Annotated in this window: 13 protein-coding genes; 5 read left to right on the top strand and 8 right to left on the bottom strand. The window is 40.9% G+C overall.

Annotation, left to right across the window (positions count from 1 at the left end; translation table 11 throughout):
* Nucleotides 1–7: 7 nt before the first annotated feature.
* The gene (locus OFO10_RS03395; RefSeq protein WP_270866083.1) at nucleotides 8–1,201 is read left to right on the top strand and encodes a hypothetical protein; all 1,194 of its coding nucleotides are present in this window, start codon (nucleotides 8–10) and stop codon (nucleotides 1,199–1,201) included.
* Nucleotides 1,202–1,209: 8 nt separating this feature from the next.
* Here OFO10_RS03395 and rho read toward each other — a convergent pair whose 3' ends face one another.
* The 4 genes from rho to acpP form a co-directional block, all read right to left on the bottom strand.
* Entirely contained in the window at nucleotides 1,210–2,565 is a 1,356-nt protein-coding gene (gene rho, locus OFO10_RS03390) for a transcription termination factor Rho (RefSeq protein ID WP_270859359.1), read from the bottom strand.
* Nucleotides 2,566–2,629: 64 nt separating this feature from the next.
* Nucleotides 2,630–3,565 (bottom strand): acetyl-CoA carboxylase carboxyl transferase subunit alpha, encoded by a 936-nt coding sequence (gene accA, locus OFO10_RS03385; protein WP_270861946.1) that lies wholly within the window; start codon nucleotides 3,563–3,565, stop codon nucleotides 2,630–2,632.
* Nucleotides 3,565–4,779, bottom strand: a complete 1,215-nt coding sequence (locus OFO10_RS03380; RefSeq protein ID WP_270859357.1) for a beta-ketoacyl-ACP synthase II — start codon at nucleotides 4,777–4,779, stop codon at nucleotides 3,565–3,567. Before OFO10_RS03380 ends, accA begins: the two co-directional genes overlap by 1 nt.
* 29 nt (nucleotides 4,780–4,808) lie before the next feature.
* Nucleotides 4,809–5,042 (bottom strand): acyl carrier protein, encoded by a 234-nt coding sequence (acpP, locus tag OFO10_RS03375; protein ID WP_270859356.1) that lies wholly within the window; start codon nucleotides 5,040–5,042, stop codon nucleotides 4,809–4,811.
* Between the two features lie 117 nt (nucleotides 5,043–5,159).
* Between acpP and OFO10_RS03370 the strand changes: the two genes are divergently transcribed.
* Nucleotides 5,160–6,140: a helix-turn-helix transcriptional regulator gene (locus tag OFO10_RS03370; RefSeq protein WP_270866082.1), complete on the top strand. Its 981-nt coding sequence runs from the start codon at nucleotides 5,160–5,162 to the stop codon at nucleotides 6,138–6,140.
* 470 nt (nucleotides 6,141–6,610) lie between these two features.
* On the opposite strand, the gene OFO10_RS03365 is transcribed toward OFO10_RS03370, so the two are convergent.
* The 3 genes from OFO10_RS03365 to gpmI all read right to left on the bottom strand — a co-directional run bounded on the left by OFO10_RS03365 (nucleotide 6,611) and on the right by gpmI (nucleotide 9,591).
* Nucleotides 6,611–7,225, bottom strand: a complete 615-nt coding sequence (locus OFO10_RS03365) for a hypothetical protein (RefSeq protein WP_270866081.1) — start codon at nucleotides 7,223–7,225, stop codon at nucleotides 6,611–6,613.
* A gap of 127 nt (nucleotides 7,226–7,352) precedes the next feature.
* Nucleotides 7,353–8,096, bottom strand: coding sequence for a 3-oxoacyl-ACP reductase FabG (gene fabG / locus OFO10_RS03360; RefSeq protein ID WP_270866080.1), 744 nt, complete (start codon nucleotides 8,094–8,096; stop codon nucleotides 7,353–7,355).
* A gap of 28 nt (nucleotides 8,097–8,124) precedes the next feature.
* Nucleotides 8,125–9,591 carry a 2,3-bisphosphoglycerate-independent phosphoglycerate mutase gene (gene gpmI / locus OFO10_RS03355; RefSeq protein ID WP_270866079.1) on the bottom strand — a complete coding sequence of 489 codons (1,467 nt, stop codon included), beginning with the start codon at nucleotides 9,589–9,591 and terminating at the stop codon, nucleotides 8,125–8,127.
* Nucleotides 9,592–9,738: 147 nt separating this feature from the next.
* Here gpmI and mraY point away from each other — a divergent pair, with 147 nt between their 5' ends.
* The 3 genes from mraY to OFO10_RS03340 all read left to right on the top strand — a co-directional run bounded on the left by mraY (nucleotide 9,739) and on the right by OFO10_RS03340 (nucleotide 13,279).
* Nucleotides 9,739–10,800 carry a phospho-N-acetylmuramoyl-pentapeptide-transferase gene (gene mraY, locus OFO10_RS03350; RefSeq protein WP_270866078.1) on the top strand — a complete coding sequence of 354 codons (1,062 nt, stop codon included), beginning with the start codon at nucleotides 9,739–9,741 and terminating at the stop codon, nucleotides 10,798–10,800.
* Nucleotides 10,801–10,809: 9 nt separating this feature from the next.
* The gene (gene murD, locus OFO10_RS03345; protein WP_270866077.1) at nucleotides 10,810–12,030 is read left to right on the top strand and encodes a UDP-N-acetylmuramoyl-L-alanine--D-glutamate ligase; all 1,221 of its coding nucleotides are present in this window, start codon (nucleotides 10,810–10,812) and stop codon (nucleotides 12,028–12,030) included.
* 418 nt (nucleotides 12,031–12,448) lie between these two features.
* Nucleotides 12,449–13,279, top strand: a complete 831-nt coding sequence (locus OFO10_RS03340) for a hypothetical protein (protein WP_270866076.1) — start codon at nucleotides 12,449–12,451, stop codon at nucleotides 13,277–13,279.
* Between the two features lie 84 nt (nucleotides 13,280–13,363).
* Here OFO10_RS03340 and OFO10_RS03335 read toward each other — a convergent pair whose 3' ends face one another.
* Nucleotides 13,364–14,740, bottom strand: a complete 1,377-nt coding sequence (locus OFO10_RS03335) for a murein hydrolase activator EnvC family protein (RefSeq protein WP_442867980.1) — start codon at nucleotides 14,738–14,740, stop codon at nucleotides 13,364–13,366.
* Nucleotides 14,741–14,743: the final 3 nt, after the last annotated feature.

Genomic DNA, 14,743 nt, shown 5'->3' with positions numbered 1-14,743 from the left:
ATAAAAAATGAGAAATTTAAGCAAAATTTTACTTAGCGTTGCGCTTATGGCTTCGTTTGCAAACACAGCAGATGATGAGTGCAAAAAAGGTGACGCAAAGGCGTGCTTTGCAAGTGCGAAAAACTACGACGATCAAAACAATATCGAAAAAGCACTAGAATTTTACTCTATATCGTGCTTTATGGATTATCCGCTTGCGTGTAGTAAAATCGGTGAGAAAAATCTCGCCGCAAACGATATCGCAAATGCAAAGAAATTCTACTCCAAAGCTTGTGATTTAAACCACCACGAAAGTTGCGTAAATTTAGGCGAAATTTTTGAGAGCGAAGGCAACTGCGACAAAGCAAGTGAAATTTACAAAGATACATTTACTAATAAAAAATTTAAACAAGCCCAAGTTAAATTTGAAGCTCTAATAGGAAGCAAACAATGTATGAGCGAAGAATTGAAAAAACAGAAAGAAGAGGGAGAAAAAGCAAAAGCCAAAATTGAGGAAGCAAAAATACAAATCGAAGAAGCTAAAATGCAAATTGAGCTTTCTAAAAAAGAACTTGAAATAACAAAACAACAAATGAATTCCCAAGCTCAAAACAACAAAATGAGTAAAGACGAAATTTTGGCAAAAATTTTTACGCGAGACATAATTGGCTCGACAGTTGCGTATTTAGAACAATTTACAGGCATTCCAAAACAAGTTAGCGATTACAATAACAAATCCCGGAGAGAATACCATATCGAAAATTGTATCATTACAGTATATTCTGATCAAAATAATATACGCTCATTAGAATTAGAAGTTAGCGATGAATGCACTTTTGATATTTCCAAAATGATATATTTTGACAGCAAATATTATGCACATCAACTGACATATGATAAAATTTATGATGTTTTAGGCGAATATAGCGTTAAATTTACATCAGATTGTTTATATGGCTGCGGCAACGCTGCTGTGCCACTTAGTTATTTAGAATACACAGGACCTCACGCCGATAATTGGATTGAAGCGCGGTTTAGCACAAATAGTGAGTTTGATGGCAGTTCTTGCTGGGCAAATTATATGGAAGAACGAGAAGGCGTGGATTATTTAATAAATTACGAATTTAGTAAAGATAAAAAATACGACAAGATAGCATACGAATGTTTTAAAGGAAACAAAATCGATACTATACGCATTGGATACGATATATTTAATAACTAATGAACGAGCTACTGCTCGTTCATAATCGATAAAAGTTCTGCGTTGTTTTTGGTTTTTAGGATTTTTGGGTATAAAAATTTCAGTGCCTCGACATCGTCCATCGTAGAAACCACAGAGCGAATAGCCCAAATTTTCTGTAAATTTTGCGCACCTTGGAGCAATTCTTCTTTTCTCGTGCCTGATTTTGTGATATTAATCGCAGGGTAAATTCGACGATCGCTGATATTTCTATCTAGGATAATCTCGCTATTTCCGGTGCCTTTGAACTCCTCGAAAATCACATCGTCCATACGAGATCCCGTCTCGATTAGCGCAGTCGCCACGATAGTAAGCGATCCGCCGTTTTCGATATTTCGCGCCGCTCCAAAAAAGCGTTTTGGTTTGTGAAGTGCGTTGGCATCGACACCACCGCTTAGCACCTTACCGCTAGCTGGGGTTACGGTGTTGTAAGCGCGCGCAAGGCGAGTAATGCTATCGAGCAAAATCACCACATCTTTACCGATTTCGACGGCGCGTTTTGCCTTTTCGATCACGAGTTCAGCCACGCGCACATGGTTAAACGCAGGCTGATCAAAAGTCGAGCTAAACACCTCGCCACGCACACTGCGCTCCATATCAGTAACCTCTTCTGGTCTTTCATCTACCAAAAGCACCAAAAGCTCGACCTCTGGGTGATTTCTCGTAATTCCGTTTGCTAGCTCCTTCATAAGCTCAGTTTTACCCGTGCGAGGCGGAGCCGTGATAAGCGCTCTTTGACCCTTGCCAATCGGCGTAAAAAGATCTAGCACGCGACCAGTTAGCTTCATCGGATCGTATTCGAGCTGTAATTTTTCAGTTGGAAAAAGCGGAGTTAGATTATCAAAAAGCGGTCTTTCTCTGGCTTCTTGGATTGATTTGTAATTAATCGCTTCGATTTTTAAAAGCGCGTAATATTTCTCTTGATCTTTTGGTTCTCTGACCTGCCCTGTGACGATATCGCCCACACGAAGGGCAAATTTGCGAATTTGGCTTAGGCTGACATAGGCGTCATTTGCGCTGTCGCTAAGGTTGGAGTCGATTCCTCGCAAAAAGCCGTATCCCTCAGGCGTAACCTCTAAAATTCCAGTAAATAAAATAAATCCGCCCTGTTTTGTCTGCATGCGAAGTATCTCAAACACGAGCTCTTGGCGGCGAAATTCGCGAGAATTTTCCACACCTAGCTCATCAGCGATTGCGACAAGGTTTTCTAAATCCATAGCGCGAAGCTCTTCGATTTGATATCCCTCTACTGGGACATGAGTTTTAGCATGAACTTTTTTCGTGTGATTTGGTGCTTGTGGGGCGGTTTGGGTTTGTTGGGTTGAATTTTCCTTAGTGTTTTCCATTGTTCCTCTTTGAAATTTGAAGATTTAAAATTTGGCGGTAAAAGGTAGCTGTAATTATAAAATTTTATTCCTTAAACGCACCAAATTTTAGAATTTTTTGTTGTCTGCGAGTGATAATCTCATCGATTGAGAGATTTGCTAGCTTGTCAAGCTCGGCTAAAACATAGTTTCCTAGCAGTTTCGCTGTGGCGTCTCTATCTCTGTGAGCGCCCATTTTAGGCTCTTCGATGACATCGTCGATTAGATCAAGCTCTTTTAACTCCTCAGCGGTAATCTTTAACGCTTTTGTCGCTGCTTCGCTTTTTTCTGGATCGTTCCACAAAATCGCCGCACAGCCCTCTGGCGAAATAACTGAAAAGATTGAGTTTTGTAGCATTGCTAATTTATCAGCTACGCCGATAGCTAGCGCGCCACCGCTTCCGCCCTCGCCGATAACTACGGCAATTGTTGGAGTGCGTAGATTGCTAAGTTCGTATAAATTTCGCGCGATTGCCTCGCTTTGTCCGCGCTCTTCGGCGCCGATTCCAGGATATGCACCCGGAGTGTCGATTAAAAATAAAATAGGCAGATTAAATTTTTCGGCTAATTTCGCCACTCTTAGAGCCTTGCGGTAACCTTCTGGGTGAGGCATACCGAAATTTCGCTTTAATTTGTTTTTTGTGCCACGACCCTTTTGTTCTGCGATTACGACGATTTTGCGTGTGCCGATGATACCTAGGTAGCACACAATCGACGCGTCATCGCGATACGCGCGATCACCGTGGATTTCGTGAGCGTCTTTTAAAAGCGCTCTGATATAATCAATCGCATAAGGACGATCTGGGTGGCGGGCTAGTTGCAAGCGTTGGTATTCGCTAAGATTTTTGTAAATTTTAGCGACCTCTTTTTCTAAATTTTTGTTTAAAATCTCAACCGCGTCCTCATCGCCACGAATTTTTGCGTTGGCGATATCATCATCTATTTGTTTAATAGATTTTTCAAAATCAAGATAACTTGCCATTATTTCACTCTTTTGAAGATTACAGATCCGTTTGTGCCACCAAAGCCGAAATTGTTGCTCATAACGCAATCAATCTGTGCTTTGCGCGCAGTATTTGGGACATAGTCCAAATCACACTCTGGATCTTTTGAAATTTGATTGATTGTAGGAGGGATAATTCCACTTTCCATAGCTAGTAGGGCAACCGCTGCCTCGATCGCACCAGCTGCACCAAGACAATGCCCGATTTGACCCTTTGTCGAGCTTACAGCTGGGACATTTGCGCCAAATAGCTCTTTTAAAGCCGCTGTTTCGTTTCTGTCATTTACCGCAGTAGATGTGCCGTGAGCGTTGATATAATCAACCTTTGGCTCGCCAGCCATTTTATAGGCCTTTTTCATAGCGCGAAGCGGACCATCAAGCGTAGGCGAAGTGATATGATACGCATCACCGCTAGAACCATATCCGATAAGCTCGCCATAAATTTTAGCCCCTCTTGCAACTGCGTCCTCGTATGTCTCCAAAACAAGCGCAGCCGCGCCCTCTCCCATAACAAAGCCATTTCTCTCCCCGTCAAACGGTCTGCTTGCATGCTCAGGATCGTCATTTCTAGTAGAAAGTGCCTTCATAGCGGCAAATCCACCGATACCGACAGGGCAAATCGCAGCCTCAGCGCCAACGACTAACATTTTTTTCGCTTCACCGACTTGGATAGTTTTCGCTGCCTCGATGATAGCGTGAGTAGATGCCGCACAAGCTGTAACACTGGCTAAATTTGGACCTTTGAGATTATGATAAATAGAAATAAATCCGCCTAGCATATTTACTAGTGCAGACGGGATAAAAAATGGAGAAATTCTCCTAGGACCACGCTGCAAACAGACATTTGAGTTGATCTCAATATTCGGCAAACCACCGATTCCAGCGGCTGAACTGATACCAAACTCATCAGCGTCAAATTCGCTAAATTTAGCATCCTGCATAGCCTCTGCGGCAGCTTTTAGTCCTAGTTGAATAAATCTATCCATTTTCTTGATCTCTTTGCCGTCTTCGACAACCACGCTAGGATCAAAATCCTTAACTTCGGCTGCTATGCTAACTGGAAATTCGCTCGCATCAAAAAGTGTAATCTTGCCTACTCCGGTTTTTCCGCTGCAAATGTTTTCGAAACTACTTTTTTTATCAAGGCCAAGGGCTGTAATCATGCCAATTCCGGTTACTACGACTCTTTTCAAGATCAATTCCTTAAAATTTAAAATTTAAATTATTTATTTAAGCTTTCTACATAGCTTACGACATCGCCGATTGTTACTAATTTCTCTGATTCGCTATCTGGAATTTCGATGCCAAATTTCTCTTCCAAAGCCATTACTAGCTCAACTACATCTAATGAATCAGCGCCCAAATCTTCGATAATTTTTGCTTCTGGTTTTACTTGATCAGGTGCAACGCTAAGTTGCTCCACAACTACATCTCTTACATCTTCAAATGCTGCCATTTGGAACTCCTTTAAAAAAATAACTCGTTATATTATAATAAGTTTGCTTAAAGTATCGAAATTTAAACATTTTTACTATAATACGCGCCCTGACATTATAAAATTTGGAGTTAAATTTTGAGTAAAGATAGCTCGGTCAAACGCGTGATCGAAATCATATATGATTTGCAAAAAGGCAATGTGCTAAATCTGGCGAATTTAGCGGATAAATACAGCGTCAGCGAGCGCACGCTAAGGCGAGATTTGGAGGTCATCAAAGAAATTTTTGGCGATATTTTCATGCATTTGGGGGGCGGAAATTACCAAAGCTCGCAAAAAGCGATTTTTGAAAATATGCTAAATTCGAGCGAATTTTTTATGCTTAAAGAAATCATAAAACTCTCTCACAAATCAAGCCTAGAAATTTCAAAAAATTTAAGCAAATCCATGCAAGATAAAATTTTAAAAAACCTAGACGAGAGCCCATATATCTTTAAACACAAGCCTTACGAGGAAATTTTTGCTAGGCGGGAAGTGTTTAAAATTTTAGAGCGCGCGATCACTTATAAAAAAGAAATTTCCTTTAAATACACAAACGCGGGCAAAATTTCGCACTTTACAATCCAGCCGTATAAAATAATGTTTATGGAGCAAAATTTCTACCTCGCAGGACTGCAAAAACGCCCGCACAAGCACGCGCATGTGATTTTTCGAATCGCTATGATGAGCGAGGTCAAATTTAGCGGGCGCGAGTTTAAGCGCGACCAAAATTACCTAGATTTTTTGCATTTCATAAACTCGCCATGGGCGAGCTATTCGCCGAATTTCAGGGCGAATTTAATCAAAGTAATTTTGCAAATCCCGCAAGAGCACGCCAAGTATTTTAGACTCAAAAAATTCTACCCCACCCAAGAAATCGTTTGCGAAAACGACGACGGGAGCATAAATGTCGAATTTAGCGTGACAAATTTCGGCGAAATTTTAAATATCATCAAGCAGTGGCTTCCGCGCATAAAAGTCCTAGCCCCGCGCAAACTAGAAGGTATCGTAAAGGGCATAGCTAGGGATTTTTATGAGAATACACACGGAAATTTACCACCACAAAAGGCGGCATTTTAGCCGAATTTAAAGGCAAATTCAGGCTAAATTCCCTACGCAAATAGGCGAAATCTGTTTCATTTCTGCCACAAACTACCGCCCTAGCGAGCATATCAGCCTAGTCCAAACAAGCAAGATCAAGGAAAAAAACTTATAAAACCTTACCTAGGATTTTAAATAACTTTAAGGCGCGCAAAATTAGCACGCGTCATAAAATTTTAACTTTGCGAAAACTAAATTTGAAATTTAATCTTTGCATTTTAAACTATAAATTTTGCACTTTAAGCAGCTCAGGCAACAAGCCTGATTCTGGTTATGAGCCAGATGAGATACTCAGTCTCTAAAAGATTTAGCAGATCTTTATAGTTTGTTAGCGCGCCGTTTTTGGCCAAGTGGCGCTTTCTTGGTCTCCTTTTTCGCTCGTTTTCGATATGCTCGCTAGGGCGGTATCAAATCTCGAATTTCGCCCTATTTCGCAAACCTGCGCGAGGTTAGATTTCAATCATCGTTTTGGCGTTGATTTCAGACAGGCTCAAATCAATCTCGCTTAAAAGCGTGACTAGCTCGTCTTTTTGTGCGATTGCTTTTTCCAAAGTAAGTGGCGAGATAATCTCGATTTTATAGGCATCGCGGAAGCTTTTTAGAGTTTGTTCGATAGTATCTTTTGGCAAGGTGTTTTTGGCTGTGCCATAGATAGATTCTAGCGTTTTTTGCGCCTTTTCCTCGGTTTTGGCTTCCTCTTTTTCCTTGATTTTCGCCGCCTCATCAAGGCAAGCAATCATCATAGATAATTCATCGATCCAGGCGCTCACAATGCCCTTGTATTCGATAGCCTCGATGATAGACAGCTCTTCTTTGCCGATTTTAATGGTGTTTTGCACATTTGCCTTGGCAACTGCACCTTTGAGCGCGCGTTTTTTCTTGCGCAAATCCGCCCTGCTATCCAGCACGCCATTAGCGTATTTTAAGAAATCTTGCGGAGTTTGGTTGCTAGCATTTACCAAAACGCCGTTTATTGCGACTTTGGCTAATTTGTAATCCCCGCCTTGCAACTTTTTATCAATCAACTTAATCTGGGCCAACGCTCTTGTGATTGAAATTTCCATTTTTTGCTCCTTGTTTTTGATTTGAAGCAATTTTACATGGATTTTTTGTCATATTGTGTCAAAAAATAAAAATGTAGAATTTTAAGAAGAAAATTTAAAATTTTGCCGAAAATTCGGCAAAATTTGGTTACATATAAAGTCCGCCGTTGATTTTGAGCACATCGCCGGTGATATAGCTAGCATAATCGCTAAGCAAAAACGCCACGCCGTGCGCCACATCTTGCGCGCTTCCGAAGCGTTTAAGCGGGATATTTGCCTCGTAGTTCGCTCTGACCTCATCGCTTAGAGCGTCTGTCATATCAGTAGCGATAAAGCCCGGTGTCACGCAGTTAAAGCGCACTCCGCGACTCGCACCCTCTTTGGCGAAACTCTTGCTCATCGCTATCATACCGCCCTTGCTCGCGCTATAATTCACCTGCCCTGCATTGCCCATTTCACCGACGATTGAAGCGATATTTACGACTGCGCCGAAGCGTTTTTTGCTCATCACTTTTAGTGCCTCGCGTGAGCCGATGAAAGCAGATGTGAGATTTGCGTCGATTACGCGAGTGAAGTCTTCGAGCTTCATACGAAGGGCTAGTTTGTCGTTTGTGATACCTGCGTTATTTACAAGGTAGCTTAGCTCGCCGTCACACTCGATTATCGCATTTATCGCTTCGATAAATTCAGCCTCGTTTGTCGCGTCAAATTTCACCACAGCACCTTCGCCACCATTTGCTCGAATTTCTTCTAAAAGCGCGTCAGCTAGCTCAGGCTTTGAGCGATAGTTGATCCACACTTTAAGCCCCATGCTAGCTAGCACTCTGGCGATATCTGCGCCGATTCCTCTACTTGCGCCTGTGATTAAGACATTTTTTCCACTAAATTTCATTTTTTATCCTTTCTTTGAATTTCAAATTTTAAAACAGCGGCTCGTCCATTTGCGCTGGAATTTCAAGCCCCATTAACTTTAAGATAGTTGGTGCGACATTGCTAAGCCCCAAATTCGGCTTTAACTCGCTCACGCCCTGCGCGCTTACGAAGCAAAACACATCGAAAGTCGTGTGGTTTGTAAGAAGCTCGCCCTGCGCTCCTCGCATTTGCTCGCAGTTGCCGTGATCTGAGATTTGCACGTAGGCGTAGTTTTTTTCTTTTGCCTTAGCATAGATTTTGCCTAGACACTCATCGACTGCTTCGACGGCTTTTACCGCAGCCTCGAAGTTGCCCGTGTGGCCGACCATATCGCCGTTAGCGAAATTTACCACGATAAAATCTTCGCCCCCCTCGATACCCTTTATCACAGCCTCGCACACAGCATGCGCACTCATAGCAGGGCATAAATCATAGGTCGCGACCTTTGGGCTGTCGATTAAAATGCGGGTTTCGTTCTGCACGCACTCTTCGCTGCCGCCGTTGAAAAAAAATGTAACATGGGCGTATTTTTCGGTCTCGGCGGTGTGAAGCTGTCTAAATCCCGCATCCGCGATGACCTCAGCAAGAGTATTTTGCAAAATGTCCTTTTTGACAATGATTGGAAATGGAAATTTCGCGTCGTATTCTGTCATGGTGATTAAATTTCGCACGCAAAATTTACGCTCAAAGCCCGTGAAATCCTCCATACTCAAAGCTTGGCAAATCTCACGCGCCCTATCATTTCGGAAATTTACAAAAATAATTCCGTCATTTTCTTTAATCCCGTCAAATTCCCCAAAAATCGCTGGCTCGATAAATTCGTCTGTAATGCCCTTCTCATAGCTTTTGCGAGCATACTCGCTTGGGGAGATTTTTTGCTTCTCGCCCTCACACATTAGCGCAATATAGGCCTTTTGCACCCTTTCCCAGCGATTGTCCCTATCCATAGCATAAAACCGCCCACAAACGCTTCCTACGCTAAATTTCGCTTCCAAAGCCTGCAAAAACCTTGCCCCGCTCGTAGGGCTTACATCGCGTCCGTCAGTGATAGCGTGGGCAAAAACCTGCGCGCCAGCGTCTTTTGCTATCTGGCAAAGCGCGTCGAAATGGCGCATGTGCGAATGCACGCCACCGTCGCTGTATAGCCCTATGACATGCACCCTAGGGCAAATTTTTAGCAAATTTACGATTTCAGGCGCAGTTTTTAGGGTGTCATTTTCGATCATTTTATCAATTTTGACTAGATTTTGATACAGCACGCGACCGCTTCCAATCGTCATGTGCCCGACCTCAGAATTTCCCATTTGTCCCTCAGGCAAGCCCACCGCAAGCCCAGATGTGCGAAGTAGCGTGTTTGGCACGGAGGCGAAAAGCATATCGTAAGTCGGCTTTTTGGCTGCGGCGAAGGCGTTAAATTCGGCACTTTGATTGCAACCTATGCCGTCAGTTATCACAAGAATTGTTTTTTGTTTCATATTTTTCTCCTAAATTCAATGCGGACATTGAAATTTCGCATTATACTTTTTTTTAGCAAATATCACAAAATTTAAAATTTAAAAGCTAAATTTTACAAAGAAAGTATTAAAATAATCGGTTTTAAAATAAAATTTAAAAGGCAAATTTTGTTATATTATATCTACCAAATCACAAATATAAATTTCTTTCAATACACCACAGCGCGCGCTGGAATCGCGTTTTTCATAGCTTTTATTTTAAGCGTGTATCTAATGCCACGATTCATATCTTGGGCCAGAGCCAAAAACGCCTCCCAACCTATCTACGACCTAGCCCCGCAAACGCACCAAAAAAAGTCCAAAACCCCCACAATGGGCGGACTTGTCTTTGTTTTTTCAGCGATTGTGGCGAGTGCGTTGTGCGTGAAATTTAGCATTTTCACAACTTGTGGCTTAATCACGCTAGCTGGGTTTTGCGCGATAGGATTTAAGGACGATTTGTCTAAAATTTTGGGTGCCTCTAACCACGCAGGACTTAGCCCGCAAACCAAACTTTTACTCCAAAACGCCCTAGCTTTGGGGATTTCATTTACGCTGTATATTTTCAGTCCGCTTGGTGGCGAGCTGTATTTACCGTTTGTGAAAAACCACATAATAAATTTAGAATTTTTCGCCATTGTATTTTGGATGATAGTTTTCAGCGCAAGTTCAAATGCTGTAAATTTAACCGACGGCCTTGACGGGCTAGCCACAATTCCCTCTGTTTTTTCGCTAGCTAGCCTTGGTATTTTTGCCTATTTGTGCGGACACGCGATTTATGCGCAATACCTGTTTTTGCCAAAAATCGCAGGTGTGGGCGAGCTAAGTATCATCATCGCAGCCCTTATCGGCGCGCTTTTTGGGTTTTTGTGGTTTAACTGCTACCCAGCCGAAGTTTTCATGGGCGATAGCGGAAGCCTAAGCGTGGGGGCGTTTTTGGGATATTGCGCGATTGTGACAAAAAATGAATTTTTGCTAATTATTATCGGATTTGTCTTTGTAATGGAGACACTAAGCGTGATTTTGCAGGTAGGAAGCTTTAAAATGTTTAAAAGGCGAATTTTCCTTATGGCGCCTATTCATCACCATTTCGAGCTGAAAGGTTGGAGCGAAAACAAAATCATAATTCGCTTTTGGATAATCGCGCTAATGGCAAATTTGATCGCGCTAACTTCGATAAAATTAAGATAAGGAAAAAAAATGAAAAAATCACTCTTTGGACACGGCACCACTACAAAAGCGTTAGCAAAAAGCGGCGGTTGGGACATTTACGATGATAATTTCAAAGCTGACGAGGTCAAATTTGACGAATTTGGCAATGCGCTTTTAGCCCCTTGCCATTTTGACCCCGCAAAAAGCGAGCTAGAAATCCCAAGCCCAGGATTTCCCAAAGAGCATAATCTAATAAAATCCGCTAGGAATTTAATCAGCGAATATGATTATTTCACAAATACTGCGCCTTTTAAAATTTGGATTAGCGGGACAAACGGCAAAACCACAACCACGCAGATGACACAGCACCTCCTAGCCCGCCATGGCTCGCTTATGGGCGGAAATGTGGGCACGCCACTTGCACTTTTGGACAAGAGTGCGAAAATTTGGATATTGGAAACTAGCTCATTTACGATTCACTACACACGCACCGCGCACCCCGGAATTTACGCGCTTTTGCCAATCACACCAGATCATCTTAGCTGGCATGGCAGTTTTGCTGAATACGAGCGCGTCAAACTCTCGCCACTTCTAGCTATGAGCGAGGGTTCAGTCGCACTAATACCGGCTGTGTATGCCAGTAGCGAGGCTGTGAAAAACTCGCGCGCAAGGGTGATTTGCTACGAAGATGAAAATGATTTGGCAGCTAAATTTGAAATCGAAATTGAAAAAATTTCATTTAAAACGCCATTTTTGCTAGACGCTATAATTGCACTTTGTATTGAAAAAATCCTAACTGATAAAGCTAGCGTGGAAGTTTTGAACGAATTTGTAATCGAGGCAAACAAACTAGAAGAATTTTTTGATGTAAAAAATCGCATGTGGGTAAATGACACAAAAGCCACAAATATCGATGCTTGCGCGCAAGCCCTTAAACGCTACAAGGACAAAAAAATCCACCTAATCTTGGGTGGCGATGATAAGGGCGTGGATTTGGAGCCACTATTTGTGAGCTTTGCGCCGTATGATTTGCAAATTTATGCGATTGGCTCAAACACCGATAAACTCGTAAATTTATGCGAAAAATTTAAAATTCCTTGCATTAGGTGCGAATTTTTGAAAAACGCAGTCGCCAAAATAGATGAAAATTTCTCTGGTGCGGGCGAAGTCGCACTCCTAAGCCCAGCCTGCGCTAGCCTAGATCAGTTCAAAAGCTACGCCCAACGGGGAAATTTATTTAAAGAGTATGTGGCAAATTTAGCCCTTTAAAACACTGCGCCGAAATTTTTGCAAATTTAGAAACTCGTAGATTGCTTCGTCGCTTCGCTCCTCGCAATGACAAATTATTAGGCAAAATTTACGCCAGGTTTGTCATTGCGAGAATTTTTCGTAGCAAAATTCGCGGCAATCTACGACTTTAAAATTTAAATTTTGCAAATTTGCTGTCATTGCGAGCGAGTGCAACGAACGAAGCAATCCAGTAAAATTTAGAGAAAATTTAAAATTCAACAAAATTCATTTGTGGATTAAAATTTATCGGAATTTCTCTGGATTGCTTCGAGTTTTTCAAACTCTCGCAATGACAACGAAATTTACAAAATCATAAATTTAAATAAATTCGTATCGTGACTAAACGATACTGACCGAATTTGAATTTGCAAGGAAATTTTTATTAAAGGAAATAAAAATGAAAAAGAAAGTTAAAATTTTATTAAGTTTTTTATTTACGATTTTGTTAATACATTTATGTTTATTGTATTTATTAAAACTAAAAGTAAATATAGCCGATATATACTGCTATAATTTAAGCGATGAAGAAATAGTGCAAAATTTTCTTAAAGATTCGTTTTTGCAAAAAACAAAAAACGCCGATGCTAAACCGAATTTCTATTTAATCGGCGAAAATCCAACAACACAAGAAGTTTTGCAAAAACTAAAATATATTGTGGAAAATGATACCAATAAAACCCACAAAATAATCGAACGCAAATATAAAGATACAACAAAAAAAATTATTGTTAGTGAGCATTTAAATATTTTACAGGCTTTAAATAAACATTATACTTTAAAAAACATTAGCGAAAATATTGTTTCATTTTCAACAGAAAAGTGGCGTTGGGTTGTAAGTAATGTTCCGCTCAATACAGCAATAGCTGTCGGCAATTACGATACCCATATAGAAGAAGGAAAAGGTGCAATTTCTATTTATGGTTCAGACGCTTTTATTTTCCATAAAGAAAATTCGTCCGTAGAAATAAAAAGGTATAAATTTTATTACCCATATTATTCAAATTATATTGAGTATATGATAACAAACGACAACATAGAAAAATCTGAAAGAGATGATGTGAATGATTTGAAAAAAAGAATAAATTTAGATTTGCAATACTATTTAGAAGATTATCTGAAAAATGGAGCAAAATCAAATAATTCTTATAAGAACTTTCACCACGATTATATAAAAGTGAATAGTTGCGGTATTGCAAAAAACAAAAACAAAAATTTCGTTATTTATTAAATTTTAATAAAAATTAATTTTTTGTTACAGCTTCGATTTTTTATAAAATTCTTGCAATGCCAAATTTAGACATTGCAAGAAAATCTATTTGAGCGAAATCAAATCCAGCGGGTTTATGTGGTAGTTTTGTTGCGTTACTTCAAAGGTTAGATCCGAGCTAATTCTGCCGATTGTGTAGCCCTTTTTGACCGAAGAGCCCACGCGCACAGTGTTTGGAATCTGATTTAAATGCGCATAAATCGTGTGGATTCCACCCGCATGCTCGATGATGACGACCTTATCTAGCACGGCTGTTTCTTTGGCAAATACGACCTTGCCAGCTAGCACCGCTTTTACCTGCGTGTCGCCACTTTTCGAGCCTAGCACGATATTTTCGTTAAAAAGCTTGATATTATACACAGGATCGCTGTAATTGCCAAATTTACGCTTCACATACGCCCCGTCAAGCGGTGCAGAGGTTTTCGCGCCGGTGTATTTTTTCACACGAGAGGATTGATAGCTAGATCCGTATTGCTTGACCTTGGTGTTGATTTTGCTAACTCTCTCATCGGCTGGCTCGCTAGGCTCTGATTCTGGCTCTGGCTCAAATTTAGGCGCAGGCGGAGCTTCCTTGCCAGCTTTTTTGGCGGCGGCTTTTTGCTTTTCATACTCTTTTTTCTTGGCTTCAAGCTCTTTTTGTTTGGCTTCTTTTTCTTTTTTCTTTTGCGCTTCTAGTTTGGCTATGCGCTCCTTTTCCGCTTTTTCAGCTTTTTCGCGCTCCTCTTTATCATCAATGATTTTAAGCTCAGCCAAGGTCTTGGCAATCGCGTCTTGCTCGGCATTTAGCTTTTCGAGCTGGGCGATATAGCTATCTTTGTTTTTTTGCAGGCTAGCTACTTTTTCTTTTTGTGCGTTTTGCTTTTCGCTCAAATTTATCTTTTTTTGGCTATAACTTTCCATATTTTCGTTGATTTGAGCGATTTTTTTGTTTTGTTCGTCAATGAAATTTTTGTTATTTTCATAATCCTTCATTAGCTTATTTAGCTCGCTATTCATCACGCTCTCTAATCCACCTAAAACCTCGCTAGCCACGATAGAATCAGGCGTAACGCTGGAATTTGTGTCGCTGATGAGATCAAATGAGAGCTCTTGGGAGATGATTTGGACGATTTTGTTTTCTAGCTCGCTTTGCACGCTAAGCAAGGTTGCATTTTGTTTTTTGAGATTTTCTAGCTCTTGCTCTTCGTTTGCGTATTTTTCTTTTAGCTCCTCGATATTTTGGCTAAGCTCTTTTATCTCGTTTTCACGCTTTTTAAAATCGTTTTGTTCTTGCACGATTAAATCAGCGATTTCATCGATTTTTTTAGACAGCCTCATCTCCTCTTGCTTGGAGGTTTTTAGCTCTTTGTTGCTTTGGGCGATTTTTTCCTTCGTAGTCGGTGCGCCGTATGCGAAAAACGCAAGCGCGCACAGTATCATCAAACG

This window comes from Campylobacter sp. VBCF_06 NA8 (assembly GCF_027737825.1).
In the GTDB taxonomy this organism is placed as follows: Bacteria; Campylobacterota; Campylobacteria; order Campylobacterales; family Campylobacteraceae; genus Campylobacter_B.
This window is presented reverse-complemented; position numbering and strand designations above follow the sequence as displayed.

Excerpts from the sequence above, each read along its gene's own strand:
- OFO10_RS03340 (WP_270866076.1), top strand. The coding sequence starts at position 12,449 with ATGAAAAAGAAAGTTAAAATTTTATTAAGTTTTTTATTTACGATTTTG.
- accA (WP_270861946.1), bottom strand. The coding sequence starts at position 3,565 with ATGGCAAGTTATCTTGATTTTGAAAAATCTATTAAACAAATAGATGAT.
- OFO10_RS03395 (WP_270866083.1), top strand. The coding sequence starts at position 8 with ATGAGAAATTTAAGCAAAATTTTACTTAGCGTTGCGCTTATGGCTTCG.
- OFO10_RS03365 (WP_270866081.1), bottom strand. The coding sequence starts at position 7,225 with ATGGAAATTTCAATCACAAGAGCGTTGGCCCAGATTAAGTTGATTGAT.
- acpP (WP_270859356.1), bottom strand. The coding sequence starts at position 5,042 with ATGGCAGCATTTGAAGATGTAAGAGATGTAGTTGTGGAGCAACTTAGC.
- gpmI (WP_270866079.1), bottom strand. The coding sequence starts at position 9,591 with ATGAAACAAAAAACAATTCTTGTGATAACTGACGGCATAGGTTGCAAT.
- fabG (WP_270866080.1), bottom strand. The coding sequence starts at position 8,096 with ATGAAATTTAGTGGAAAAAATGTCTTAATCACAGGCGCAAGTAGAGGA.
- murD (WP_270866077.1), top strand. The coding sequence starts at position 10,810 with ATGAAAAAATCACTCTTTGGACACGGCACCACTACAAAAGCGTTAGCA.
- rho (WP_270859359.1), bottom strand. The coding sequence starts at position 2,565 with ATGGAAAACACTAAGGAAAATTCAACCCAACAAACCCAAACCGCCCCA.